This is a genomic window from Vibrio sp. THAF64 (genome assembly GCF_009363455.1).
Classification (GTDB): Bacteria; Pseudomonadota; Gammaproteobacteria; order Enterobacterales; family Vibrionaceae; genus Vibrio; species Vibrio coralliilyticus.
Genome location: NZ_CP045356.1, coordinates 1,789,096 through 1,814,148, shown reverse-complemented (window position 1 = coordinate 1,814,148; position 25,053 = coordinate 1,789,096). Strand labels below are relative to the sequence as shown.

At 45.5% G+C, this 25,053-nt stretch carries 20 protein-coding genes; 9 read left to right on the top strand and 11 right to left on the bottom strand.

The features are described from left to right. Positions 1–38: 38 nt before the first annotated feature. The 4 genes from FIU99_RS24630 to FIU99_RS24615 are packed head-to-tail and all read right to left on the bottom strand — an operon-like array spanning position 39 to position 5,588. Positions 39–1,631 (bottom strand): ABC transporter ATP-binding protein, encoded by a 1,593-nt coding sequence (locus FIU99_RS24630; protein WP_006961187.1) that lies wholly within the window; start codon positions 1,629–1,631, stop codon positions 39–41. A 2-nt stretch (positions 1,632–1,633) separates the two neighbouring features. Further along, a complete protein-coding gene (locus FIU99_RS24625; RefSeq protein ID WP_039952125.1) occupies positions 1,634–2,671 on the bottom strand; it encodes an ABC transporter permease in 1,038 nt (345 codons plus the stop codon). Next, the gene (locus FIU99_RS24620) at positions 2,671–3,759 is read right to left on the bottom strand and encodes a microcin C ABC transporter permease YejB (RefSeq protein WP_095663725.1); all 1,089 of its coding nucleotides are present in this window, start codon (positions 3,757–3,759) and stop codon (positions 2,671–2,673) included. The genes FIU99_RS24625 and FIU99_RS24620 overlap by 1 nt, the downstream gene beginning before the upstream one ends. Positions 3,760–3,770: 11 nt before the next feature. After that, positions 3,771–5,588, bottom strand: a complete 1,818-nt coding sequence (locus FIU99_RS24615; RefSeq protein ID WP_006961190.1) for an extracellular solute-binding protein — start codon at positions 5,586–5,588, stop codon at positions 3,771–3,773. Positions 5,589–5,719: 131 nt separating this feature from the next. Between FIU99_RS24615 and FIU99_RS24610 the strand changes: the two genes are divergently transcribed. After that, positions 5,720–6,754 (top strand): GGDEF domain-containing protein, encoded by a 1,035-nt coding sequence (locus FIU99_RS24610; RefSeq protein ID WP_006961191.1) that lies wholly within the window; start codon positions 5,720–5,722, stop codon positions 6,752–6,754. Between the two features lie 24 nt (positions 6,755–6,778). Here the strand turns inward: FIU99_RS24610 and FIU99_RS24605 are convergent, their stop codons facing one another. After that, positions 6,779–7,297, bottom strand: coding sequence for an NUDIX hydrolase (locus FIU99_RS24605; protein ID WP_006961192.1), 519 nt, complete (start codon positions 7,295–7,297; stop codon positions 6,779–6,781). A 59-nt stretch (positions 7,298–7,356) separates the two neighbouring features. Further along, a complete protein-coding gene (locus tag FIU99_RS24600) occupies positions 7,357–8,994 on the bottom strand; it encodes a methyl-accepting chemotaxis protein (protein ID WP_006961193.1) in 1,638 nt (545 codons plus the stop codon). A gap of 309 nt (positions 8,995–9,303) precedes the next feature. Here FIU99_RS24600 and FIU99_RS24595 point away from each other — a divergent pair, with 309 nt between their 5' ends. Further along, the gene (locus FIU99_RS24595; protein ID WP_006961194.1) at positions 9,304–10,302 is read left to right on the top strand and encodes a 2-hydroxyacid dehydrogenase; all 999 of its coding nucleotides are present in this window, start codon (positions 9,304–9,306) and stop codon (positions 10,300–10,302) included. Between the two features lie 36 nt (positions 10,303–10,338). On the opposite strand, the gene FIU99_RS24590 is transcribed toward FIU99_RS24595, so the two are convergent. Further along, complete coding sequence (locus tag FIU99_RS24590; protein ID WP_006961195.1) at positions 10,339–12,699, bottom strand: ATP-binding protein; 2,361 nt, start codon at positions 12,697–12,699, stop codon at positions 10,339–10,341. Positions 12,700–12,913: 214 nt separating this feature from the next. Between FIU99_RS24590 and FIU99_RS24585 the strand changes: the two genes are divergently transcribed. Together FIU99_RS24585 and FIU99_RS24580 are read left to right on the top strand one after the other, a co-directional pair. Further along, positions 12,914–13,408, top strand: a complete 495-nt coding sequence (locus FIU99_RS24585; protein ID WP_006961196.1) for a hypothetical protein — start codon at positions 12,914–12,916, stop codon at positions 13,406–13,408. 14 nt (positions 13,409–13,422) lie between these two features. Then, a complete protein-coding gene (locus FIU99_RS24580; RefSeq protein WP_039952126.1) occupies positions 13,423–15,045 on the top strand; it encodes an ABC transporter ATP-binding protein in 1,623 nt (540 codons plus the stop codon). A 65-nt stretch (positions 15,046–15,110) separates the two neighbouring features. On the opposite strand, the gene FIU99_RS24575 is transcribed toward FIU99_RS24580, so the two are convergent. Beyond that, positions 15,111–16,010, bottom strand: a complete 900-nt coding sequence (locus tag FIU99_RS24575; RefSeq protein WP_006961198.1) for a LysR family transcriptional regulator — start codon at positions 16,008–16,010, stop codon at positions 15,111–15,113. A 167-nt stretch (positions 16,011–16,177) separates the two neighbouring features. Here FIU99_RS24575 and FIU99_RS24570 point away from each other — a divergent pair, with 167 nt between their 5' ends. The 5 genes from FIU99_RS24570 to FIU99_RS24550 all read left to right on the top strand — a co-directional run bounded on the left by FIU99_RS24570 (position 16,178) and on the right by FIU99_RS24550 (position 21,876). Further along, a complete protein-coding gene (locus FIU99_RS24570; protein WP_006961199.1) occupies positions 16,178–17,869 on the top strand; it encodes an L-lactate permease in 1,692 nt (563 codons plus the stop codon). Between the two features lie 141 nt (positions 17,870–18,010). Further along, positions 18,011–19,150, top strand: a complete 1,140-nt coding sequence (gene lldD / locus FIU99_RS24565; protein ID WP_006961200.1) for an FMN-dependent L-lactate dehydrogenase LldD — start codon at positions 18,011–18,013, stop codon at positions 19,148–19,150. A gap of 207 nt (positions 19,151–19,357) precedes the next feature. Continuing rightward, a complete protein-coding gene (locus FIU99_RS24560) occupies positions 19,358–20,146 on the top strand; it encodes a PhzF family phenazine biosynthesis protein (RefSeq protein WP_006961202.1) in 789 nt (262 codons plus the stop codon). A 169-nt stretch (positions 20,147–20,315) separates the two neighbouring features. Next, the gene (locus FIU99_RS24555; RefSeq protein WP_006961204.1) at positions 20,316–21,077 is read left to right on the top strand and encodes a hypothetical protein; all 762 of its coding nucleotides are present in this window, start codon (positions 20,316–20,318) and stop codon (positions 21,075–21,077) included. Positions 21,078–21,258: 181 nt separating this feature from the next. Further along, positions 21,259–21,876, top strand: coding sequence for a triacylglycerol lipase (locus FIU99_RS24550; RefSeq protein WP_006961206.1), 618 nt, complete (start codon positions 21,259–21,261; stop codon positions 21,874–21,876). Positions 21,877–22,024: 148 nt separating this feature from the next. Here FIU99_RS24550 and choV read toward each other — a convergent pair whose 3' ends face one another. Genes choV through FIU99_RS24535 form a run of 3 tightly spaced genes read right to left on the bottom strand, consistent with a single transcriptional unit; the run spans position 22,025 to position 25,044 of the window. Further along, the gene (choV, locus tag FIU99_RS24545; RefSeq protein ID WP_099607803.1) at positions 22,025–23,212 is read right to left on the bottom strand and encodes a choline ABC transporter ATP-binding protein; all 1,188 of its coding nucleotides are present in this window, start codon (positions 23,210–23,212) and stop codon (positions 22,025–22,027) included. A 2-nt stretch (positions 23,213–23,214) separates the two neighbouring features. Then, the gene (gene choW / locus FIU99_RS24540; protein WP_006961210.1) at positions 23,215–24,057 is read right to left on the bottom strand and encodes a choline ABC transporter permease subunit; all 843 of its coding nucleotides are present in this window, start codon (positions 24,055–24,057) and stop codon (positions 23,215–23,217) included. A 48-nt stretch (positions 24,058–24,105) separates the two neighbouring features. Next, a complete protein-coding gene (locus FIU99_RS24535; protein ID WP_006961211.1) occupies positions 24,106–25,044 on the bottom strand; it encodes a choline ABC transporter substrate-binding protein in 939 nt (312 codons plus the stop codon). Positions 25,045–25,053: the final 9 nt, after the last annotated feature.

Below are 25,053 nucleotides of genomic sequence, written 5' to 3'. Positions count from 1 at the left end.
CAAAGGCTGCTGTTTGCAGCCTTTGTCTTTGTCAGCGTCTAAAAACTCGAAAGCTCAACCAACTCTTTGGTATACGACTGTTCTGGTTGCTCAAATAACAACGCTGTCTCGCCCTGCTCAACAATCTCGCCTTGCTTCATGACAATAGTGTAGTGACATAACGACTTAACGACATTCAAGTCATGGCTGATAAACAGATATGTAAGCTGATACTTTTCTTGTAGCGATTTCAGCAAGTCCAAGACCTGAGCCTGAACCGTTCTATCTAATGACGATGTTGGCTCATCAAGTAGAATAAACTCAGGCTTAAGGATTAACGCTCTAGCTATCGCAATACGTTGACGCTGCCCACCGGAGAATTCATTTGGATAACGATGACGAGTTTCAGGGTCGAGGTCCACTTCCTTCATAACCTCACAGATCATCTTATCTACAGTTGAATCGTCATATTCATGATGAACACGCAGCCCCTCCCCAATCACCTGTGCGACAGACATCCTCGGGTTAAGTGCAGAAAATGGGTCTTGAAACACCACCTGCATCTTACTTCGATACGGCAGCATGCGTTTTCGATCCAAACCTTGCAGTTCCTGCTGTTGGTAAAAGATTGAACCCTCGGAATGCACAAGACGTAATATGGCCATCCCCGTCGTTGATTTACCCGAACCGCTTTCGCCGACCAGCCCTATCGAATGCCCTCGCTTTAGGTCAAATTTCATATCCGTAACGGCTTTAATATGAGAAACGACACGCTTAAACAGCCCCCCAGTAATCGGGAACCAGATTCTAAGGTTATCGACCGACAAGAGGTTACTAGAATCAACCGGAGTTTCGACAGGCAAGCCTCTAGGATCAGAGTTAATGAGTTTCTGCGTGTATGGGTGCTTAGGCTCCGAGAAAAGAGATCGACAATCCGCTTCTTCGACTAACTCTCCATTCTGCATCACTGCGACTCGGTCAGCGATACGGCGTACAATACTAAGGTCATGGGTAATAAACAGCATTGCCATACCCAATTCTTGTTGAAGGTCCTTCAAGAGATCCAAAATTTGCGCCTGTACAGACACATCCAATGCTGTTGTTGGCTCATCAGCAATCAGAAGCTCAGGCTCATTAATCAAAGCCATGGCTATCATCACTCGCTGCCTTTCACCGCCCGACAACTCATGAGGGTACGAATTAATCTTCACATCCGGGTTACGGATCCCAACTTTACCTAGCCATTCAATCGCTAGGGTCTCCGCTTTTTTCTGTCGCACACCACGATGAATGGACAGCGTTTCAACCAACTGCTTTCCAACTTTGTGCAAAGGGTTAAGAGAAACCATCGGCTCTTGAAAGATCATTCCGATCCGGCCACCGCGAATACCCCGTAGTTGCCTCTCCGAGCAGCTCAGCATGTCGATGCCATCAAAATTGATGCTACCCTCCAAATAATGGGACGAGCCCTTAGGAAGCAACTTCAACACGGAATTAGCGGTGACAGACTTGCCCGAGCCGCTTTCTCCAACCAGTGCAAGCGTTTCGCCTTTGTTGATAGACAGCGAAACTTGATGAGTCACTTGTTCGACATCTTTTCCGCGGCCAAACCCTACTGATAAACCGTCAATTGTTAATACTGGTTTGGTCATAATTATCTCCCCTGATGGTGAGGGTCAAAGGCGTCACGAACGGCTTCGCCAACAAACACGAGCAGAGTCAACATTACAGACAATACAAAGAAGGCAGAAAAACCTAGCCATGGTGCTTGTAAATTAGCTTTCCCCTGGGCCAATAATTCACCTAATGAAGGCGAACCAGCCGGTAAACCAAAGCCCAGAAAATCAAGAGAAGTCAATGTGGTTACGGAGCCAGAAAGAATGAAAGGCATCATAGTTAAAGAGGCGACCATCGCATTTGGTAGCATGTGGCGTCTCATAATACGGCTATCATTTACGCCCATTGCCTGCGCTGCTCTAACATAATCGAAGTTGCGGCAACGCAGAAACTCTGCCCTGACCACCCCAACTAAGCTCATCCAGCTAAACAAAACCATAATACCGAGTAGCCACCAGAAATTGGGTTCGACGAAACTGGACAGAATAATCAACAAGAAAAGCGTCGGCATTCCTGACCAGACTTCGATAAAGCGCTGGCCTAACAAATCAAGCCAGCCACCGTAGTAGCCTTGTGAAGCCCCAACAATCACTCCAATCACGCTGGAAATAATTGTCAGTACAAAACCAAACAGAACAGAGATCCTGAAACCATAGATGATTCGTGCCAGCACATCCCGTCCTTTGTCATCGGTACCAAGTAGGTTAACGTTGTCGGGCGCAGAGGGCACCGAACCAGAGATGTTGTAATTGATCGTGTCGTAGCTAAAACGAATCAGAGGCCAGATGATGTATCCTTTCTCTTCAATCAGCTCAATGACATACGGATCGGTGTAATCCGCTTCGGTCTCAAATTCCCCACCAAACTCAGTTTCCGCATATTGAGTCGTGATCGGGTAATACCACGCACCTTCGTACTCCACTAGCAATGGCTTATCGTTGGCTATCAGTTCTGCAAACAAGCTAAACACGAACAGCGTCATGAAAATCCACAGTGACCAGTAGCCACGTTTGTTTGCTCGAAACCTAAGCCAGCGCGCTTCATTTAACGGATTACGTCTTCTTTTCGTCAGCATTAACGCGCCTCAAAATCAATTCTTGGGTCAACCCAGGTGTATGTTAAATCAGAAATTATGCTCAGAATTAGGCCAAGCAAGGTCATAATGTAAAGGGAACTAAATACGACTGGATAGTCTCGCTGTATGGTTGACTCAAACCCGAGTAAGCCAATCCCTTCGAGTGAGAACATTACTTCAATCAGCATGGAGCCGGTGAAAAAGATGCTGATGAACGCCGCAGGGAAACCAGCAATGATGATCAACATCGCATTGCGAAACACGTGTTTGTAAAGAATACTTCTTTCATCCAGACCTTTCGCTCGTGCCGTTACAACGTATTGTTTATTGATCTCATCGAGAAAAGAGTTCTTCGTCAGCATACTCAGTGTTGCAAACCCACCAATCACCATTGCCAGTATCGGTAATGTCAGATGCCAGAAATAATCGATGATTTGCTCATACCAAACGAGCTGCTCAAAGTTGCTGGATACCAGCCCCCGAAGCGGAAACCAACTAAAGTAATTGCCACTCGCAAATAAGATAATCAAGATGATGGCGAACAGGAAACCGGGGATCGCATACCCAACAATCACTACAGCGCTTGACCAAACATCAAATCGGGAGCCATGGTGGATAGCCTTCATGATGCCCAAAGGAATGGAAATCAAGTAAATGATCAGCGTGCTCCACAAACCCAATGAAATAGAGACAGGTAAGCGCTCGATAATCAAATCAATCACATTACCGCCTTTGAACAGGCTCTCACCAAAGTTGAATGTGGCGTAGTTTTTGAGCATCTCGAAGTAACGCACATGCAGAGGCTTATCAAAACCAAACTGCTTTTTAATCTCTTCAACTACTTCCGGGTCTAGACCCCGTGAACCTTTATAGCCAGTCGAGTTAGCATCACTTCCTACATCGAGGTCAACTTCACTGCCGCCCCCAGCAAAACGTTCCATAATGCCAGAACTATGCCCTTCTAGCTGCGCAATAGCCTGCTCAACCGGCCCTCCCGGTGCTATCTGAATAATGAAGAAGTTGATGGTGATGATCGCCCACAGCGTGGGGATCACCAAGAGTAAGCGACGAAATATATAGGCTGCCATCTATCCCTCTGTTAACGTCGTTTTTCAGGTAATTTGGCGGCTTTATCCTTTGATATCCACCAAGTATCAATACCTAAGTCATATCTAGGCATTTTTTCCGGACGCTCAAATTTGTCCCACATCGCCACACGATATTCGCTCACGTGCCATTGTGGAATGATGTAAAAGTTCCACTGCAACACGCGGTCGAGAGCACGTCCTAAAGAAAGTAATGCATCTGGGTCTTGCTGTTTCTTGGAGATTTCCATCGTCAGGCTATCAACGACTGGATCAATAACACCCGCCGTGTTGTAGGTCGAGTCAATGTAGTTGGAGTTCCAGACAATCATTAAGTTCGGGCTTGGATATGGGTTCGCAGAGTAGGCGGAAGAGACCATGTCAAAGTCGCGATCACGAAGTCGCTTAATGTACTGTGTGGTATCAACTGAGCGGATCTTCATATCGATGCCCATACGCTTCATATTTTTCTGTACTGGAATCGCTATACGCTCCGCAGTCGGGCTATAGATCAATAGCTCAAAGCTAAACGGTTCACCTGTTTTGGTATTGGTTAGTACTTTGTTTTTCAGCTCCCAACCTGCTTCTTTTAGCAGCTTAAACGCTGTACGCATCTGGGCACGAATACGCCCCGAACCATCGGTAACCGGAGGCTGAAACTCTTCTGTAAACACACGAGGTGGAATCTCGTCTTTAAACGGCTCTAAAACCTTCAACTCCTGAGCGCTCGGTACGCCCTTCGCTTCATAGTCGGTATTCTGGAAGTAACTACGTGTTCGAGTGTACTGACCGTAGAACATATTCTTGTTCATCCACTCAAAGTCCATCGCATAGGTCAACGCCTCACGAACTCTGGCATCTTTAAATACATCACTTTGCGTATTGAATACAAAAGCTTGTGTGTTTTCTGGTTTTTGATGAGGGATTTCCTGTTTGGTGATGTAACCTTTATCAAAGTTCACACCCGTGTACGAATTTGCCCAGAACTTCGCCGAGGTTTCCAAACGAAAATCAAATTCACCTGCTTTGAAAGCTTCCAACATTACAGTGTCATCCCGATAGTAGTCGTATTGCACTTCCTTGAAATTATTACGACCGACGTTTACCGGCAGATCTTTCGCCCAGTAGTCGTCTACTAGCGAATAAGTGACACTCTGGCCAGATTTATAATCGGCAATTTTGTACGCTGAGCTGCCAATAGGAGGAGTTGAAAGAGGCTCTGAAAATTTCTTGTCTTTCCAAAAATGTTCCGGCAACACTCGGGTAGATTGAGCAAAGCTGAACATCTTTTCACGATTAGGCGTTGCCATTTCAATACGGACCGTCAGATCGTCCTTGGCCGTTACCGACTTAATGTCTTTATAGTAAACGCGATACTGCGGTACACCTTCAGTCATGAATTTATCGAACGTGAAAGCCACGTCGTGCGCAGTAATTGGCTCTCCATCGTGAAAACGTGCCTTAGGATTGATGTCCATTTCAAGCCAGGTGTAGTCATCCGAATATCTCACTCTCTCTGCGATCAGAGGGTAATAGGCATCGATTTCATCACTAGGGGAAAACATGAGCGTGTCATACAACTCCCCTGTTGCGGCAGCGGCGACACCTCTGGAGGCAAATCGGTTAAAGTTATCGTACGTCCCGACTCGGCCATAAGTAATTTTGCCAAATTTGGGGGCGTCAGGGTTTACGTAATCAAAGTGAGTAAAGTTGTTTGGGTATTTAGCCTCACCAAAACCGACTAAACTGGTCGTTTCGATAACTTTGGCGTAACCGATCGAGCTAATGCTCGCGATCATGGCACCTAATAGAACGTTGCGCATTTTGGTCATTCCCTGTGTCCTCAGCTGAATTCGCTATTCTTTTATTACTATACTATTAATTAACATTAATAATTCAAATACTTGAATAAGTATAGGTGTTCGCTAAAAACCTATCGAAGAGTTCACGTCAAGGATGCGCTATGCCACAGATTAGTGACCTGTTTAAGTTTGGACCGTTTGAACTACACCAGCGCTTGGACGCGCTTTCCTTGTCATATGGCGATAGTCAGGCATGGCAAAGTTCACTCACCACAGAAAGCCGAGAAGAGATTAAAACGGCGGTCTACACTCAGCTCCTTCAGCATTTTGAACACTCTGACGTGGTTAGCCAAATACTTGGCCACTTCCATATTCACCAGTCCTTAGATGCTTATCTCGATACGCTGCTGACTCAAGAATTAGAAGAGGGGTATATTGAAGAGCTCGCTCAACACATTCTTGGCATTGCCAAATATGAAGAGGTGCATGAGTACTACTCCATTGTGAGCCACGTATTACATCGATGTATCATCGATAATCTGGCTAGCCGCTGCCGTTCCTTAGAGAACTTTCGTTCACTTGAACTTCGCTTGCAGTTGGATTTATCTATCTTACTCCAATTTTTGCACACCAAATCGATGGAAGACTCTCGTCGCTACGCCGCATTAATGGAAGTAAAAGATCCGCTAACCGATCTGTACAATCACAACACCTTTCCTAATGAACTGGAAAAAATGCTGGCTCGTTGTAAGCGACACAAAACCAGCGTGCTGGTGTTAGACATACATTTAGAAGGATTGGGGGCGATAAACCGTCGTTTGGGCTATGAAGCTGGCGATACCTTACTACAAAACTTCGCATTCATTGCACAAGAGCTCATTCGTCAGTCTGATTTGATTGCCAGAGGAACACGTGGAAACTTTTATTTCGTCTTGGAAGACACCACGAACAGGGATGGGAAAGCAATCTGTGAACGCCTCATTTCCGCCGTAGACGGCTCATCAGAATTACCGATTACGTTACAAATTGGCGGAGCGAGTTATTCATCAGATAGTGACATTGACGGTGATGAGTTGTTAGGTCTAGTTCATGAGCACATGGAACTGGCGAGAGCACGTTCACTCATCAACCATCGCCATGAATACAGCGTCCATTTTGATAGCAAAGATAATTTGATCCAATTGATAAAAGGATAAAGCCCGCAAGGTACGGGCTTTATTTTAGAGCATTTCTTTAGCGATCATATGTAGCAAAAACGTCTCGCGCTCAATACTCATGCCTTTCTTCGGGCTCTCTGCAATAGTCTTTTCATTGTGGGCAATCGCTTGATGGATGTTCATCCATACGGCCTTCATGCCATTTTTGATTTCATAATCTTCGTACGCAGTTTCACCTAACTCACGATCGACTTTACAGGTGTAGCAATAAGAGTGCATGTGCATGACATCAGCGTCGTCTTTGTACCAAGGGCGAAACTCTTCGTAGATACCATATGGCTTGATATTGTGAATGTTTTGCGCACCTGTTTCTTCCTGAAGCTCCCGTACCATACCTGCGATAATGTCCTCGCCATCATCAATACCACCACCGGGGATGGTGTAATCATGATAACGCTCGGTGTATAACAAAAGGATGTCTTCGCCATCTATAACAATGGCTCTTGCAGCATTACGTTGGAAGACCGTTTTGTCATCAAGATGGCTGATATCAGGGTGAATAGCAGTTTTTAGGTGTCGCATTCAATGTTCACGATTAAAAAATTTGCCGCGATTCTACCATATCACCCCGAGGCCTCAAGCTAAGCCAGTTTGAAACGATTAATCATGGCCATTAGGTCATCTGAAACTCGGCCAAGCTCCTTGCTAGAACTCGCCATCTGGGTAGACTCTCCAGACACCGTAGATGCCATATCACTCAGGCTCACCACATTGCGGTTAATATCATTCACCGTCACGGTTTGCTCTTCTGCAGCAGTAGCGATGTGCTGGTTCATTTCCTCAATGGTGTGAACCTCTTTGTTAATCTTGTTCAGAGCCTCACCGGCCTGACTTGAGAGCTCTGATGCATTAGTCGCTTTGGCTGTGCCCTGGTCCATAACTTTCACCACGTTTTCAGCGCCGACCTGAAGTTTCTCAACAATGTTCTGAATCTCTAAAGTAGACTCGTGAGTACGAAGAGAGAGGCTTCTTACTTCATCCGCAACCACTGCAAAGCCGCGTCCTTGTTCACCTGCCCTTGCCGCTTCAATTGCTGCATTTAGAGCGAGTAGATTGGTCTGTTCAGCAACGCCGCGAATAACTTCAAGAACCGTGTCAACGTTACGAGCATCTGATGCGAGCTTCTGAACAACCTGACTAGCAGACTGTATTTGCTCCGCAAGTTCATTGGCTTCTTGAACGTTTTTGTCAATGATCTTATGGCTGTGGTTGGCTTCCTGAGCAGCTAAACGACTAGCGTCATTCGCTTCGACAGTGCGAGCGGCTACTTCTTCAACCGTTGCTAGCATTTCGGTCATAGCCGTCGCGAGCATATCCACATCGCTTTGCTGTTGGTTAAGGCTGTCGTCGATATGATGAACAGAATTAGAAAGCTGATTAGCAGCACTAGAGACTTGGCTACCCGCATCGCTGATGCTGAGCATGATTCCTTGCACGGAAGCAACAAATTGGTTGAAGTAACGAGAGAGAAGTACGAGTTCTTTACTGCCCTCTTCTGGAAGCCTTTGGGTCAGATCACCTTCACCTTTAGATAAGGTTTGCATAGCTCGAACGGTACGCTTAATAGGAGATGTGATTGTTTTGATGAAAAAACCGATTGTGATAGAAAGAACAGCAAGAATACTAATGGCGTAACCCGCAGATGCAACCTCAGAGCGGTGCATGTCAGCCTGAAGCGCGACCATATTCATGCCAGAGCCAATCATCCAACCCCAAGGCTGAAACATTAACGCATAACTGGTTTTAGGATCCAATTTCTCACTATCTGGGTTCTTCCAGCTGTAGTCGACAAAGCCACCACCATTTCTGGCCACCTGATAAAGTTCCTGAACAAAAAACTTACCTTCGCTGTCTTTCAAACCAAGGATATTTTTTCCAAGTAAAGACAACACACCACTGGCTAACTGCACACCATCAGAATCACCGACAAATATATAGTTGTCACCATCAAATCGCATTGCGGAAATGGTTTGTAGCGCTCTACCTTGAGCTTCGCTTTCTGAGATTTGACCCGATTGATAGAGCTGGTAGTAGTGTTTAGCAACACCTGATGCAGATTCGACCAGAGTTGACACACCTCGCTCATAGTTTTCACGCATGTGCTCGCGGGACTGGGCAATGTTGAGGAGAGTATTCGCAAATAAACCAATAGCAAACAAGCCTAATATAGACCACGCTCGTGCTGCTATGGACACTTCAGAAAGCTTTTGTTTAATCATATCCATATTTCCTAGCCAGAGAACAAAATTCCATCTGCCCTTAGCCTCACCTCCACTTAAGTCGATGATTAATAAGCTAAGAGCTATTTAATTTATAAATACCACTTTAGCAGTAAAAAAGTGATCTTGAGATGAAAATTGAGCTAATTTTGCGAGGCACTTTATTAATAATAAAAACATCACTGTAAATAATTGAGGAATATAAGTGTTTAATTTTCCACAGCAAATTTGTGGTTTAATTTTTTCTTGAATCACGGTTCAATAGAGCCCGTTCTATTTCCTCCCGTAATATTTTGAGAGAGGCCTACCATGTTAGATGTCGCTGTGTTTAGTGCTAAGTCTTATGACGAAGCGTCCTTCGCGAAAGTAAATAAAGAGTATGGATTTGAACTGCATTTCCATGAATTCCAGTTAACCAAAAAGACCGCCAAAATGGCCCATGACTGCCAGGTGGTTTGTGCGTTTGTTAATGACGACTTATCTGCACCCGTGCTAGAAGCACTTGCAGAACAAGGCGTGAGACTGATTGCAATGCGTTGTGCTGGTTTTGATCGCGTAGATTTAGACGCGGCTAAGCGCCTTGGTCTTCAGGTGGTTCGTGTCCCCGCTTACTCACCAGAATCCGTCGCAGAGCACACTGTTGGCTTAATGATGAGCCTAAACCGCCGTTTTCATAAAGCTTATCAGCGTACCAGAGATGCAAACTTCTCGTTAGACGGTTTAGTTGGCTTTAACTTTCACGGTAAAACAGTGGGTGTAATCGGCACAGGTAAAATTGGTATCGCTACTATGCGTATCCTCAAAGGCCTAGGCATGAACATCCTTTGCTTTGATCCATTTGAGAACCCTCTAGCCATCGAGCTGGGAGCAATCTACTGCTCAAAAGAGGAGTTGTTTGAGAAAAGTGACATCATCACGCTGCACTGTCCGATGTCTGAAGAAAACTACCACCTCCTAGATGAAAAAGCCTTCAGTAAGATGAAAGATGGCGTAATGCTCATCAACACAAGCCGTGGCGGATTGTTGGATGCTGCCGCTGCCATTGAAGCCTTAAAAACTGGGCGAATCGGTGCCCTTGGGCTAGATGTCTATGAAAATGAGAAAGAACTCTTTTTCCGTGATAAGTCTAATGACGTCATTGTCGATGATGTATTCCGTCGCTTGTCCGCTTGTCACAATGTTCTCTTCACTGGTCACCAAGCTTTCTTAACCGATGAAGCACTTGGCAACATAGCTGACACTACCCTAGGCAATATTGACGCTTTTGGGAAAAGCCAAACATCTGGTAATGAACTGGTAGAACTATAAAATTAAAAAGGGCTTTCATCTGAAAGCCCTTTTTGGTTATTTTCTTAATGCATTGAGCTTGGCTTGAGCAATACCAAATACCGTATCAATTGGGTAACTGCCCTCATCACTTGGCTCACCCGCAGGTTTACCCATGAATAACTCAATGGCTTCAGTCACATGGTCAATAGCCCAGATTTGAAACTCGCCTCGTTCAACCGCCTTTACAACATCAGGGCGTAGCATGAGGTTGTGCATGTTGGCTCTTGGTATGATCACGCCTTGATTTTCACTTCGACCTTTAATCGTACACACATCGAAGAAGCCTTCAATTTTCTCGTTAACACCACCGATAGGCTGTGCTTCACCAAACTGGTTCATTGAGCCTGTAATTGCAATATCTTGACGGTTAGCTTGTTTAGAAAAGGCCGATACCACCGCACAGAACTCCGCCATACTTGCGCTATCACCATCAACACCACCGTAGGACTGCTCAAACGTGATGGTGGTTGTTAACGGCACTTTGGCCGTTTTACCAAATACTGAAGAGAGGTAAGCGGTTAAGATCATGACACCTTTTGAGTGAATGCTGCCACCTAAGTCAACACTACGCTCAATGTCGATCACTTCACCGCCACCATAACAAGTCGTCGCTGTAATACGGTTTGGGGCACCAAACATGTACTCACTGGTGCTCAAAACAGATAACGCGTTAACCTGGCCAATGGCTTCCCCTTCGGTTTGGATCAGGGTGGTTCCGTTGATGAAACCTTCCATCACACTATCTTTAAGGCGACTGACTCGCATCTCCTGATTAGCTAATGCCTCTTCAACATGGCTAGAGCGAATCATGTTCGAGTTTGCCTGACGAGCAACGTAATTTGACTCGCGGATCAGGTTAGCGATGTTGGCTGAGTGCAATGAGAGCTTGGTCTGATCGCCGGACAATCGAGAACTATGCTCGATAATCCGAGCGATGGCCTTCTTATCACAATGGAGCATATTGTTGTCGTTGACGACACTGGAAATAAAACGCGCATATTGCAGTTCAGACTGCGGACTACGTGTCATTTCATCTTCGAAGTCAGCCGTTACGCGGAACAGTTCGCTAAACTCCGGATCGTAATGTTGAAGTAGTTGATAGGTGCGGTAATCACCAAATAGGATAATCTTAACATCCAGTGGGATGGCTTCAGGGTCCAGCGAAACCGCACCTGTTAACGTGACTTCTTTCTCAAGCGAGGTAAAGCTTAGTTTGCGAGCTCGCAGTGCACGCTTCAATCCATCCCAGACATAAGGCTGTTCCAACACTTTTTGAGCGTCCATCAATAGCACGCCGCCATTAGCTTTATGCAGACTACCTGGGCGAATCAATGAGAAGTCCGTAAACACGGTACCTTTGAAAGTGGCTGTTTCAATGTAACCAAACAAACTGTGATAGTTCGGGTTCTCTTCAACCACAATAGGAAACTCATCATCTTTGCGGCTTACAAGAACGTTAACTTTGTACCGACGTGGCAGTTTCTTATCTAAAGATGCTGTAGCAACCTCTCCTTGCTCTGCACTTTGCTCTAAAAAGATGTCAGCGTTTTCAACAATATCTTGCTGAAGTTCTGTCAGATAAGCTTTGATTTCTGCGTAACCGGAGTAGTCCTTTTTCAGCTGTTTGATGAAGTGGGTGATGACATCCAATGTAACGTCGTCGTTCAGTTTCTTAATTTTTTCACTGTACGCTTCTTCCCACTCCGTCAACTGACGAACCATATCTCTCAACTTGATTTCAAGTTCATCAATGGTAGAGCCAAAATACTCTTGCTCTTTCTTTGTCAGCTCCTCAAAAGACTCTTCAGTGTGCATCTCCTCACCATTCATCGCGACAAACTGGTAGTCACCCTGAGTAGTAATCGTAAGACTGATGCCTTTGGTTTTTGCTTCTTTGGTGATGACGGCTAACTCTGCTTCCTGCTTTTGCGCCAGTTGGTTTTTAAGCTTATCGGCTCGGCTGTAGTAGAGCTCATTGTCGAATGCCAGAGGAATCGCATTGACCAGTTTTGACATCAATTTCTCGATGTCTTGTTTAAGTTGACTGCCGATACCGCATGGGAGTGCCAGTACTTTGGGCGTCCTGATATCTTCAAAATTTGCGACATAACACCAGTCGTAAAGTGCTTTCGCATCGTGCTGGTGGCGATTGAGGTAACGCAAAATCATTGTTCGCTTACCAAGGCCATTTTGGCCAATAGCATAGATGTTGTAGCCCTTCTCCTTAATGGACATAGCGAACTCTACTGCCTTTTGAGCACGTTCTTGACCGACGATTTCGTCAATGGGTGCCAGCTCTTTTGTAGACTTACTCGGTAGCATTTCCAGCTCCGCAGCATGATACAGCTGGCTCATTTCTAGCCGTTGAATTGCCATCTTTCTTTCCTTATTGTTATTTTCCATCAACTCTATAACGACCTAGTGTAGGCCAGTTTTGTTTATATTTTAGTGACTTAGGCATTATTCGGGTTCAACTGCCTAAATATTCACCAATTATGCTGTCAAATATCATTTAAATGATAATTATTTGCAATGGTTAATGAATTGCATTTAAATATGCATTGTTACGATTTTGGTGGAGTAATTGAACATGGATCTACAACAGTGCTGGACACATTACCTAAAAGCTGAGCAGTTATTAGAACAAGGTCATTGGCCAGAGGCACACTACTTGTACGATCAAGTTCTGCATCATTTACCGACGCATATCCAAAGCGCGCTAAGTGATGACCAAACCAAACCTTGCCAATTCAGCTGCTTATTAACTGGCTTACGTGATGCTGCTGTCTCTCAATCAGAGATCCTCAACAAGATGGGTCAGCATCAAAGTGCCTTCGACTTGCTCAACCAAAGCTATGCTTTGCTTCAGTTTATGTCGATTGAATCGGCAGAATTGGTTCAGGCTACTCACCACATTCTTGATAAAAACTGTGAGGATCTTTTGCGCCATATGGGCGCGTTTTGTAGTGCTCAACGTAATGCTCAGTGGATGCTAGAGTTTGAACAAGTTCAAAAAGCTCATCACCACTTCTCAGCATTGAAGAGCTATGGCAATGCAACGGAAAGCTCGCATCAAATAAATTAAAACAAGGAATGCAAATGTCACAGATGCCAATTTTAGAGGTTAAAAACCTTTCGGTCAGCTTTACAACAAACGACGGTATTGTAGACGCGGTAAAGGATGTTAACTTCGAACTCTTTCAGGGTGAAACGCTCGCTATCGTAGGTGAATCTGGTAGTGGTAAGTCCGTTTCGACCAACGCTCTGATGCAGTTACTACCAAATAATGCCATTGTTCACTCCCAGTCCAGCATCATCTTTGAAGGTGAGCAGCTGGTCGATAAACCTGAAAAAGATATGCAGTCCATTCGCGGCGACCGCATTGGTATGATTTTTCAGGAACCAATGACTTCTCTCAACCCATTTATGCGAGTGGGCATTCAGGTGGCAGAAGCCATCATGTGTCATCGCCCAGTATCGCGTTCTCAAGCGAAACAAAAAGTGCTTGAGCTGTTTAATCTGGTTCATCTTCCAAACCCGGAGCAAGCATACACTAAGTACCCACACGAATTCTCAGGCGGTCAGTTGCAACGTATTATGATTGCGATGGCGCTTATCAACGAACCTGACATTCTTATTGCTGACGAACCGACTACTGCACTTGATGTAACAGTACAAGCAGAAGTACTGAATCTGATCAAAGAGATTCAGGCTAAAATGGGCATGGCCATTCTGTTCATTACGCACGACTTAGGGGTCGTAAAACACCTTGCTGATCGCGTTATTGTTATGTGTAAAGGCGATGTGGTTGAGGAAGGCCAGTGTCAGGCATTGTTTAGAAACCCTCAGCATGATTACACAAAAATGCTGATCAACTCGATTCCGAAAGGCAGTAAAGATCCGGTAGAGGATGGCGCTCCGCCATTACTTAAAGCTGATAATATTCGAGTCAAGTTCCTGATAAAGTCTCATTTTATTCAGAGTAAAAATGAGTACTTTGAAGCGGTTAAAGGCATTTCACTTGAGCTTAAACAAGGCGAGACCTTAGGTATTGTCGGTGAGTCTGGCTCAGGAAAATCGACGCTCGGCCGTGCGCTTATCGGCCTACTGCCTTGTTCGGGTGGCATTGAGTTTAAAGGTCAGGATGTTAAAGCACTGAGCGAGAAAGAACGCTTTGAGCTTAAGAAAGACATTCAGATGGTTTTCCAAGACCCTTATGGTTCTCTCTCCCCACGTATGACTGTCGGCGACATCATCACTGAAGGTCTAACAGTGCATCAGCCTCAGATGGGTCGTGCTGAGCGTATGCAGCGTGCTCGTAAAGCATTGGAAGAGGTGAGACTCGACCCTCACTCAATTAACCGCTACCCACATGAGTTCTCTGGTGGTCAGCGTCAGCGTATCGCAATTGCTCGCGCTTTGATTCTAGAACCTTCATTTATTCTTCTGGATGAACCTACGTCTGCACTCGACCGCTCTGTACAGCTGACCGTTATCGACCTGCTTAAAGATATTCAGAAAAAGCACAACATCGGCTTCCTGTTCATCAGTCATGACTTGAGCGTAGTGAAAGCACTTTCTGATCGCGTATTAGTGATGCAGAAAGGCGAAGTGATGGAAGAAGGCACAGCCGATGAAATCTTCCACTCTCCGAAGAACGATTATACTAAGATGCTTATTGATGCGTCTTTCGATTTAGACGAAGAGATCGTCGCAGCGTAGTAAATAGAAATACATTGGTTTGGCCGCCAATCAAAGCCGATGCATGGATGCATCGGCTTTTCTATTTAAAAGTAGTGTGAAATAGCCAGATAACGCGCCCGAATGTGCTCAATCAGTAGCTTAACCTTATTGGGTGGCTGACGAGTAAACGGGTACACCGCGTAAATTCCCAGTCGCTTACCGACCAACTCAGGAAACAGATCCACCAGCTGACCATTGCGAATATCATGATAAACCAAGCATCGCGGTACATACGCAATCCCGTGCCCACCCAACGCTGCTTTCCTTAATGCCGTCGCATTGTCGGTCGAGAACGAGCCAGAGACCTTTACAATATAGTTGCCCGATTTTGACTTAAACTCCCACTCAGAGGCACCTGTTGTTTGATATGCGTATTGCAGGCAGTTGTGAGTGACAAGGTCTTCAGGTTTAATCGGTTTTCCGTTGCGTGCGATGTAAGAAGGTGATGCACAGACCACCCATTGAGAATCAAGAATATGACGAGCAATCAGGCTTGAATCTTCAAGATACCCCGTGCGAATCACTAAGTCATAACCGCCCTCGACTAAGTCGACAAAGCGATTATCGAGTGACATATCAACCGTTAAGCCTGGATGTAAGTTGCAAAACTCCGCCACTGCATCAGCCAAAATTAGGTCACCAGAGATTGAAGGAACCGACATTTTGATGTGGCCGCTGATACTCTCACCAAATCCTGACACCGCATCCATTGCTTCCTGAGCGGCTTGCTTCACATTTTTCGCGCCGTGGGTCAGCGCCTTGCCAGCCTCAGTTAACGTTAATTTACGCGTAGTTCGATATAATAGTTGAACGCCAATTTCTTCTTCTAATCGAGCAATTCTTTTGCTAACTACCGAATTTGTAAGGTTATTTATCTCTGCCACCTTACTAAAACTACCCAGTTCTACGACCTGAGAAAACAAGATTATATCGTCCGCACGCATACCATTATGTCATTTTTGGAATTAATTATTTTCATTATTTCCCTATATCAATAAAAAAGAAAGGGGTAAATTCACCTCGAATTAACACAAATATCACAATTATAAAATCCAAGAGATTCTAGAGAATCCTGATTTGTAAAAGTAAAAGCCTGTACGAGGATGTACCAATGAGTGAAACCTTACTGGCCTTAGTGGCCTTTTCGCCGATAGTTGTTGCGGCTATATTATTAGTCGGTCTCAACTGGCCAGCTAAACGCGCAATGCCTGTCGCTTTCGGATTGACGGTTATTATTGCCCTATTCTTCTGGGATATGTCTACTACCCGAGTTCTTGCGTCTATTTTCCAAGGATTAGGCATCACTGTCTCTGTTCTATGGATTGTTTTCGGCGCCATTTTCCTGCTCAACACGCTGAAGCATACTGGAGCGATATCAACCATCCGCAATGGATTTACCAATATTTCGCCAGACCGTCGAGTTCAGGCGATCATCATCGCTTGGTGTTTTGGCTCATTCATTGAAGGCGCCTCTGGCTTCGGTACCCCAGCTGCCATTGCTGCTCCGCTTCTGGTCGCGATTGGCTTCCCTGCTCTTGCTGCCGTTCTAATGGGCATGATGATTCAGTCTACACCCGTGTCTTTCGGTGCTGTAGGAACCCCGATCATTGTCGGCGTGAACAAAGGCCTAGACACACATAACATTACTGAAGCGCTTGTGGCTAACGGTTCAAACTGGGACGCATACCTCCAGCAGATAACGTCCAGCGTTGCGCTAATCCACGCTTCTGTGGGTACTCTGATTCCTGTACTGATGGCGATGATGCTAACGCGCTTCTTTGGCAAGAACAGAAGCTGGACAGAAGGCCTAGACATTCTTCCATTTGCCATTTTTGCAGGCCTTGCTTTTACTATTCCGTACGCATTAACGGGTGTGTTCTTGGGCGCAGAATTCCCATCACTTATCGGTGGTCTGGTTGGCTTAGCGATCGTGGTTTCAGCTGCTAAGCGTGGCTTCCTTGTTCCTAAATCAACGTGGGATTTTGAAGACGAGAAGAAATGGCCTGCAGAATGGCTAGGCTCTCTTAAGATTGATCTGGCGGATTCCAAAGACAAGCCAATGAGCATGGTTATGGCTTGGCTGCCATACGTGCTTCTAGCTGTAGTCCTGGTAGCGAGTCGTGTCAGCGCTGAATTCAAAGCCATGCTGCGTAGTGTGAGTTTGTCGTTTGGCAACATTCTTGGTGAAGCTGGTATCAGTACTGCTATCCAACCTTTATATCTGCCTGGTGGCATCTTAGTGTTTGTCGCTTTGATTGCAGTACTTCTTCAAGCACGCAGTGCTACCCCATTGACGAAAGCGTTTGGTGAATCGAGTAAGACACTAATTGGTGCAGGCTTCGTACTTGTGTTTACCATCCCAATGGTACGTATCTTTATCAACTCTGGAATCAACGGTGCTGATTTAGCAAGTATGCCTGTTACTACCGCAAACTTCGCTGCAGGTTTGGTGGGTGAAGCCTTCCCGGCACTCAGTGCAACAGTTGGCGCTTTGGGTGCATTCATCGCAGGCTCAAATACCGTCTCTAACATGATGTTTAGTCAGTTCCAGTTTGAAGTTGCTCAGACGTTGTCTATTTCAAGTGCAGTCGTCGTCGCTCTTCAAGCAGTCGGTGCGGCAGCAGGTAACATGATTGCGATTCACAACGTTGTAGCCGCTTCGGCAACTGTCGGCCTTCTGGGTCGTGAAGGTGCGACGCTACGCAAGACCGTTATCCCAACGTTCTACTATCTTGTAGTGACTGGCGTTATTGGTCTGGTTGCCATTTATGGTATCCAAATTACCGATGCTCTATTGAAGTAAACCTTTTCGCGTTAATACCTGTCCCTGACAAGACTGGACACTAGTGTCGAATAATTGCGGGTATTAACGCCTTTTTAATCTAAAAAAGATGTCGTTCCAGCCTTATCTAGGCCCCCAATATGTAAATGTAGGACTGAATTTATGATCATCTCAGCTTCAACAGACTACCGCAAAGCGGCTAAATCTAAACTTCCGCCGTTCTTATTCCACTATATTGATGGTGGTTCTTATGGAGAGCACACGTTGAGACGCAATACCGAAGATCTCGCGGATATTGCCCTCAAACAACGTGTTCTCAAAAACATGTCTGATCTGAATCTGGAAACCGAAATCTTTGGTGAAAAATTCGCTCTACCTATTGCTCTATCCCCAGTTGGTCTAACTGGTATGTACGCGAGACGTGGTGAAGTACAGGCCGCTATTGCAGCGGAAAACAAAGGCATCCCATTTACGATGTCGACCGTGTCCGTCTGCCCTATTGAAGAAGTCACACCAGAGCTCGCAAGACCTATGTGGTTTCAGCTCTACGTTTTGAAAGACCGCGGGTTCATGAAAAACGTACTTGAACGCGCGAAAGCAGCCGGAGTCACAACACTCGTTTTTACGGTTGATATGCCAGTGCCGGGGGCTCGCTATCGTGATATGCATTCTGGTATGAGCGGACCAAATGCCGCAATGCGACGAGTCTTTCAAGCAATGCGTCATCCTTCTTGGGCATTTGATGTCGGCCTGTTTGGTAAACCGCACGATCTAGGCAACATTTCAACCTACCGCGGTGAGCCAACGAAGCTCGAAGACTACATTGGCTGGTTAGGTGAAAACTTTGACCCTTCCATCTCATGGGAAGACCTAGAGTGGATTCGTGACTTCTGGGATGGCCCCATGGTCATCAAAGGAATTCTAGATGAGCAGGACGCAAAAGATGCCGTTAAATTTGGCGCTGATGGCATTGTGGTTTCCAACCACGGAGGTCGCCAGTTAGATGGTGTTATGTCATCAGCTAAAGCATTACCAAGCATTGCTGATGCCGTAAAAGGGGATCTGAAGATCTTTGTTGATTCTGGTATTCGCACTGGTCTGGATGTAGTCCGAATGCTCGCCTTGGGTGCAGATTGTGCCATGCTAGGCCGTTCTTACATCTATGCACTTGCAGCACAGGGACAGGCAGGCGTAGAAAACCTTCTCGATCTGTACGAAAAAGAAATGCGCGTTGCCATGACACTTACTGGCGCGAAAAACATTCAAGAACTGACTAGGGAATCTCTGGTTAACTTCAAATAACAACTTGGGCAGTACATTCATCATGCTGTGCTGCCTAACTTCCCCCCTCTCTAATTCTTGCGCCCGTCCCAGTTCCTATTAACAGCATGTAACAAAAGTATTATCCTTTGCGAAGGCACTCCCACTCACAGTGTGTAAACCGTTACAAAAGATCGACCATGAGAATATAGTTTCAAAACACATTCGCAAAAATGATTGGAGAGAAGTATGGAACTGGAGATGTTCACCTGCGATGCATTTACAACTCAACGCTTTAAAGGGAATTCCGCTGCAGTAGTTCCTTTAGCTGATTGGCTCAGCGATGAAATAATGCAAAACATTGCAGCCGAAAATAATCTTTCTGAAACTGCTTTTGTTAAACCCACAGGTGCTAACCGATATGAGATTCGCTGGTTTTCTCCCGTCGCAGAGGTCGACTTTTGTGGCCACGCGACACTCGCCACCTCGTATGTGCTTTATCAATTTTTCGCTCTGAATGGAAAAATCGAGTTTGAAACAAGACATGTAGGCTCACTAGAAGTTGAAAAAGACCTGTCTGGGCGAATATTAATGACATTCCCAAATCGGAAGCCAATCGAATCTGAAGTACCACCGGAAGTGATGGAAGCACTTTCTATTCAACCAAGCCAAGTACTAAAAAGCCCACAGGCCTATTTCGCTTTCTATGAGAGTGAACAAGATATCATTGAGGTTCAGGTTCGTCGTGAATATTTAGAAAAGCTGGCACCTTATGACTTAGTGGTTTCAGCCAAAAGCCAACAATATGATTTTGTCTCTCGCTACTTTTGGCCCGATGTTGGTGATTGTGAAGACCCTGTCACGGGTTCCATTCATGCCGGACTGACTCCCTACTGGGCTGAGCAACTTGGCAAACCCAATCTCGTGGCCTACCAAGCTTCAAAACGAGGTGGAACACTCTATTGCCATGTGCAAGACGAGTCTGTAATTGTGTCTGGCGACGCTGTCCTATACTCAAAAAGCAAAATCTATATTTAATACAAATACTTTTAGGGTAGGCACCTATTGTCTACCCTACTAAAGCCTACTTCCTGCCTATAAAAGAAACATCTCGACACACAATGGAACACTGTTCATAACCGTTTTCTGACATTTCATAGATAGTCTGTCCTAGTCATTTTGAACGATGTTTTTTAGGGCAGGTATTATGAATACATTTTTAAAGACCTCACTAGCTGCGGCAATCTCTCTACCTCTTTTAGCTGGTTGTGTCACCCCGGGCGAAGATGATCCAAACGCGCTCACAAAACAAGGGGCTGCTGGCGGTGCGCTTCTTGGTTTAACACTTGGGGCCTTAACGGGTGACGCTGAACTCGCAATGAAAGGCGCGGTGGCCGGAGGGGTCGCCGGTGGCGTTACTGGTGCATCAGCTGACATTCAAAACAACCGCGAAGGGATTCGTTCAGAAAGCAGGGATCAAGCCATCGCTAATATAGCCAACGGGAATAACGACAGCAGCCAAACACAAAATTGGGAGCAGTTGGATAACTTTGTTGGAAACTGGAATGTAAACATCCAAAACCATCATCAGGAACTTTCTGGTGTAGAGCCAATTAATGCAGAGGGCAAACTCGCAAGAACCACTCAAGCCGATGTGACCTTAGTTAATGAACAAGGCATCAACTTTACCGCGGAGTTCTCTTTCACTCCGGAAGCAGGCTACCAGTTAAACCTAGTTAATAACGCAAAATCCGTCGCAGTCAATTTTGCGGGAGAGTTTCAACCACAAGCAAACCGTTACAACTTCTATCCGACCAATGTAAATGACGTTATTTACGAGGGGATGAATTCAGCAGACATTCATGTTGAGCTTGGCTTCGCCGGAAACAATATCTGGACTATCGACAGCTACGCATTCATCGATGGTCAGCAAACCAAATTACAGACTTTCCGTTTCACTCGCACTTAATCAGGCGATCTAATCATTTGCCGCTAAACACCACGTTGTCGATTTAGCGGCTTATCACTGAGTACTCTCTCTAACTCACTGCGCGATTATTGTCAGATGAGCATCAAATATCCAATCTGTCGCTGGCTTACATTAAGCAGAGTTGGCAAAATAAAACATAGATTTTGTAGTGAGGAATCCGATGAAAATAATCATTCTTCATGGTCTGTACATGCACGGAATCGCGATGCAGCCACTTAGCCAAAAGTTGCGCTCTTATGGCTATAACACTCAAACCATTAGCTACAACAGTGTGTCTATTGATGAGCATAAAGTATTCAGCACAATAGATTCAGCACTCTCTCACACCGAGCCTAACGTTTTGGTCGGCCATAGCCTTGGTGGCCTAATAATCAAACATTACCTCGCGTCTCGACGACCAGACGAAAAACAGATTTCACACGTTGTGGCCGTCGGCTCCCCCTTACGGGGCGCATCAATTGTTAGCCGTATTCAAGATTTAGGGATGGGGGCTGTCTTGGGTAACGCAGCAGACTTTGGACTGCAAGAACACGAGGACGTCTGGCGCTTCCCACAAAAGCTGGGCAGCATTGCTGGTACTATGGCCGTAGGAGCCAGAGCCTTGTTAATGATGGGGAATCAGACATTATCGGATGGAACGGTGACAGTTGAAGAAACCACGATAGACGGCATGACCGATCATATTGAAGTTCATAGTGCTCACACGAGCATGATCTACACCTCTTTCGTGCCAAAACAAATTGATCTGTTTATTCGCACCGATAATTTCAGCCACTGAGGTTTAGCTCTAATGGCTAAGCTCAGATAACTTAGCCATTATTCATTCGTTTGAGTGTTCGCTGAACGGCACAGTTAACGAAGAGAAGAGCGGTAAGTTCATCACCGTGATTTGTGCGTTGTTCACCTACTCTTCTCTGCCCCCACCGTTACGCTGCTTGTGGCTTATGGTGCTTTCCCAACAAACCTGCGTAAAAATCGCTGTCGTCTAACACGCCAATTAGCTCACCGTTCTCAACTAGCAGGATTGGCTGACCACTTCGCTGTTTTAATTTGATCGCCTCGCGCATACCAATATCTGGGCTAGCGATCACCACAGATTCTTTATCGATATCGCTCAGTTTTATCTCATCATCACGCCAATCGACCAATTTAAGGTCGGCTTTGTTGTCTAGATGCAGTTGGTTGTTACGTTCTTCAACCCAGACTTTCTTCATTGGACAGATCTGCCATCTCGCGTCTTCCTGTTCCAACTCACTCGCGGGTTGCATCAGAGAGCGACCTTTTAGCACGTTAAGCGGGTTCGTGTGAGAAACAAAATCTTTAACGTAGTCGTTTTCTGGAGCTAGCACGATTTGCTCGGGCTTACCGTGCTGAATCAGTTTTCCCGATTCCATAATGGCAATGTTGTTGCCAATTTTAAGCGCTTCGTCGAGATCATGGCTGACAAACAGAATCGTCTTATTGAGCTTTTTCTGCAATTGGATTAGCTCATCTTGCAATTGTGCACGAATCAATGGGTCTAGCGCTGAAAACGGCTCGTCCATTAAGAGAATATCGGTGTCCATGGCGAACGCTCTTGCTAAGCCAACACGCTGCTGCATACCACCAGATAACTCATGCGGATACTTGTGCTCCCAGTCTGAAAGCTCGACCATTTCCAGCTGCTCACGTGCTTTCGCTCGTCGTTCAGCTTTCGGCATACCTCGCATTTCAAGACCAAACGCAACGTTGTCGAGCACGGTCAGCCATGGCATTAAGGCAAACTTCTGGAAGACCATAGATACTCTATGAGTGCGCAGGTGTCTTAACGTTTCTTCATTGCAAGAAGAGAGCTCGACCTGATTATCGCCATCCTTGATTTGCAACGAGCCGCGGCTGATTGAGTTCAAGCCATTCACCGCCCTAAGTAGGCTTGATTTACCTGAACCAGATAAGCCCATTAACACGCAGATTTCGCCTTCTTTTACACTCATAGTGACATTATCGACGCCCACGACTTGCCCTGTTTGATCGATAATTTCCTGACGTGCTTTTCCTTCATCCAGCAGAGATAAAGCCTTCTGCGGCTGATCACCAAATACAACATCAAGGTTCTGAATCTTAATCGCATCCATGATTACACTTCCTTCTGATTTGGAGATTTACACAAGCGATCTAGGATGATCGCAACCAGCACAATAGCGAGACCGGCTTCAAAGCCCTGAGAAATATTCACTGTATTCAAAGCACGAACAACTGGTTTACCCAGACCATCTGCCCCGACTAGAGCAGCAATCACCACCATAGAAAGCGACAACATAATACATTGGGTGATACCCGCCATAATACTTGGTAGCGCCGCAGGTAGTTCCACCTTGAATAACAGTTTCATTTTGCTGGCACCAAATGCCTGCCCTGCTTCGATCAACTCTTCCGGCACTTTGGTAATCCCCAGATAAGTCAGGCGGATAGGCGCAGCGATCGCAAAAATGATGGTCGAAATTAGCCCAGGAACGATGCCCAAACCAAACAACACCAAAGTAGGTATCAGGTACACAAAAGTAGGAACGGTTTGCATCAAGTCCAATATTGGCCTCAATAAGGTATATAACCACGGACGATGTGCTGCCATTACGCCAACTGGAACGCCAATTAATACGGAAATCGTTGTCGCAGCAAATACTAAGACAAAGGTTTCCAGCATTTCTTGCCAGTAGCCAAGGTTCAGAATCGTTAAAAGTGCACCGATAATAAACAGCACTAAAGGAATGCTGCGATGTAGATACCAAGCAATAGCCGCGGTAAGAAGAATAGGCAACGCCGGTGGCATCCATTTAAAAATATCGACAACAAAAAGAATGATGGTTTCAAGAAAATAAGAAACAGAGTCGAAAAAGCCTGCTGCATTCATTGTCAGCCAGTCGACGCCCGTTTCCATCCATTCACCCACAGGGATTTTGTTGTTGGTAATAAAATTCACAATAAAACCTTACATTGTTAGGTGGGCGAAAACGCCCACCTAGTCACTTTATGCATTTGATTTGACGTAGTTGTTTACAGCTTCAACTGCATCACTACCAGAAAGAGTCTTCACACCCTTAAGCCAAGATTTCACTTGCTCTGGGTTCGCTTGCAGCCACTTTAGAGCCGCTTTTGATGGTTTGATGTTTTGGTTAAGGATCGCTTCCATCAACTCGTTCTCCATCTCTAGGCTAAATTCTAGATTCTGAAGCAGCTGACCCACGTTTTGACATTCATTTAGATAGTTAGAACGTACGTTGGTGTATACATTCGCGCCACCGTAGTTCGGGCCGAAGAAGTCATCGCCACCGTCTAGGTATTCCATATCAACATTGCTGTTCATTGGGTGTGGAGCCCAACCGAGATACACAATCCACTGGTTGCGACGAGCCGCTCGTGATACCTGCGAAACCATACCCGCCTCACTTGACTCGACGAGGCTGAAACCTTTAAGGCCAAACGCATCACTATCAATCATTGACTGAATCAGGCGGTTGCCATCATTACCAGGCTCAATGCCGTAAATACGATCTTTAAATTTGTCGGCATTTTTTGCTATGTCAGCAAAGCTTTTAACGCCCGCGTCATAAACATATTTAGGTACGGCTAACGTGTATTTCGCACCTTCAAGGTTTGCTCGAACTGTCTCTACTGTTCCGGCTTCACGGTATTTAGCGATATCTCCCTCCATGGTTGGCATCCAGTTGCCAAGGAAGATATCGATATCACCGTTTGCCATTGATGAGTAAGTGACCGGTACAGATAGTAAATCTGTTTTCGTTTTGTAACCCATGCCTTTAAGTAGTTCGCTGGTGACTGCTGTTGTAGCGGTAATATCAGTCCAGCCTACGTCCGCAAATCGAACGGTTTCACACTGGTTGGCATATGCCGCTGTTGCCATCGTACTAAGAGCGATAGTCGACAGCGTTTTTGTCATCATAGACATAATAATTTC